Source organism: Streptomyces aureus, from assembly GCF_001418135.1.
In the GTDB taxonomy this organism is placed as follows: Bacteria; Actinomycetota; Actinomycetes; order Streptomycetales; family Streptomycetaceae; genus Streptomyces; species Streptomyces aureus_A.
Map to the genome: position 1 here is coordinate 1 of NZ_LIPQ01000667.1, position 1649 is coordinate 1649.

At 73.0% G+C, this 1649-nt stretch carries 1 protein-coding gene and 1 pseudogene; both read left to right on the top strand.

The window, feature by feature from the left end; genetic code table 11:
- Positions 1-207: 207 nt before the first annotated feature.
- Positions 208-1339 (top strand): DUF2252 domain-containing protein (locus AOK00_RS35875; RefSeq protein WP_254047633.1); only part of this gene is annotated, 1132 nt, incomplete at its 3' end.
- Between the two features lie 2 nt (positions 1340-1341).
- Positions 1342-1539: pseudogene (locus AOK00_RS41045) on the top strand (DUF2252 family protein); the annotation flags it as partial.
- Between the last annotated feature and the right edge of the window lie 110 nt (positions 1540-1649).

Below are 1649 nucleotides of genomic sequence, written 5' to 3' on the forward strand. Positions count from 1 at the left end.
GGTGGGGAGGAGCCAGAAGGGGGCCGTTGCCGTTCCAAGAGTTGTCCCGGGATGTGACCCAGTAGGTGACCCAGGAGTTGTCCACAGGCGCTTGTCCACAGGGGGAGACGACCACTCGGGTACGGCGGTACCTTCAGGCCGGATGATGTTGGACTTTCTTATCGGGGGAGGGCAGGCCATGGACGACAACCAGGTCGTCGTGCCGNNGTGCGGGTGCCGCACGTGCCGGGCTTCGCCCGCCGCGCCACCGTCGGCGGCGGGACCGCAGCCTCCCCCAAGGAGCGCGGCAAGGCACTGCGTGAGCGGGTTCCACGTTCCGCCCACCGGCAGCCCGCCCTCGCCGAAGACCGACCCGACGCCGTCCGGGCCGTCGAGGAGTCGAACCGGGACCGCGTCCCCGAACTCGCACCGATACGGGTCGGCAGGATGGCGGCCAGCCCCTTCACCTTCCTGCGCGGAGCCGCCGGGCTCATGGCCCAGGACCTGGCCGGCACCCCCGTCACCGGGATCGCTGCCCAGCTGTGCGGCGACGCCCACGCGGCCAACTTCGGGCTCTACGGAGACGCGCGCGGCCGGCTCGTCATGGACCTGAACGACTTCGACGAGACCGTCGTCGGCCCCTGGGAGTGGGACCTCAAGCGGCTCGCCGCCGCCTTCGACACCGTCGGCGCCTACCGGCGCACCATGCGGCTGCTCGCCCGCCTCCCCGCCCTCGACGCGTGGAACGCCATCGCCGACGAGGAACTCGTCTCCCACACCGACGCCCGTGACCTCCTCGGCACCCTGGAACGGGTCTCCGCCAAGGCCCGCAACAACACCAGTGCCCGGTTCGCCGCCCGCTCCACCGAGGCCGTCACCGACGCCGAGGGCGGCGGCCGCCGCTTCGTGGACGCTCCCCCGGTCCTGCGCAGGGTCCCGGACGCCGAGGCGGCCGCCGTCGCCGCCTCCCTCGGCCCCTACCTGGAGACCGTGTCCGAGGACCGGCTGCCGCTCCTCGCGCGGTACGCCGTCCACGACGTCGCCTTCCGGGTCGTCGGCACCGGCAGCGTCGGCACCCGTTCCTATGTCGTGCTGCTCCTCGACCACCGGGGCGAGGCACTCGTCCTCCAGGTGAAGGAGGCCCGCCCGTCCGCCCTGCTGCCCCATCTGCCGACCGCCGGCTTCACCGTGCCGGACCCCGGTCACGAGGGGCGGCGCGTGGTGCTCGGGCAGAAGCGCATACAGGTCGTGAGCGACATCCTGCTCGGCTGGACCACGGTGGAAGGGCGCCCCTTCCAGGTGCGTCAGTTCCGCAACCGCAAGGGCAGTGTCGATCCCGCCGCGCTCACCGTGGACCAGGNNACCGGGGCCCTGCTCGCCCGGGCCCATGCCCACAGTGCCGACCCGCGTCTGATAGCCGGGTACTGCGGGAAGAACGAGGAGTTCGACGAGGCCGTCGCCGCGTTCGCCGTCTCCTACGCGGACCGGACCACGGCCGACCACGCGGACCTGCTCACCGCCGTTCGAGCGGGCCGCATAGCGGCAGAACTGGGCGTCTGACCGACGCCCTGAGAAGGCCGGAGGCCGCGCCGACGCGACGTCGCGGCCCGGGGCGCACAGGCGCGGCGGCTTGATGCCCCTGTCCGGGGCACGAGGGGGAGGGGGGGGAG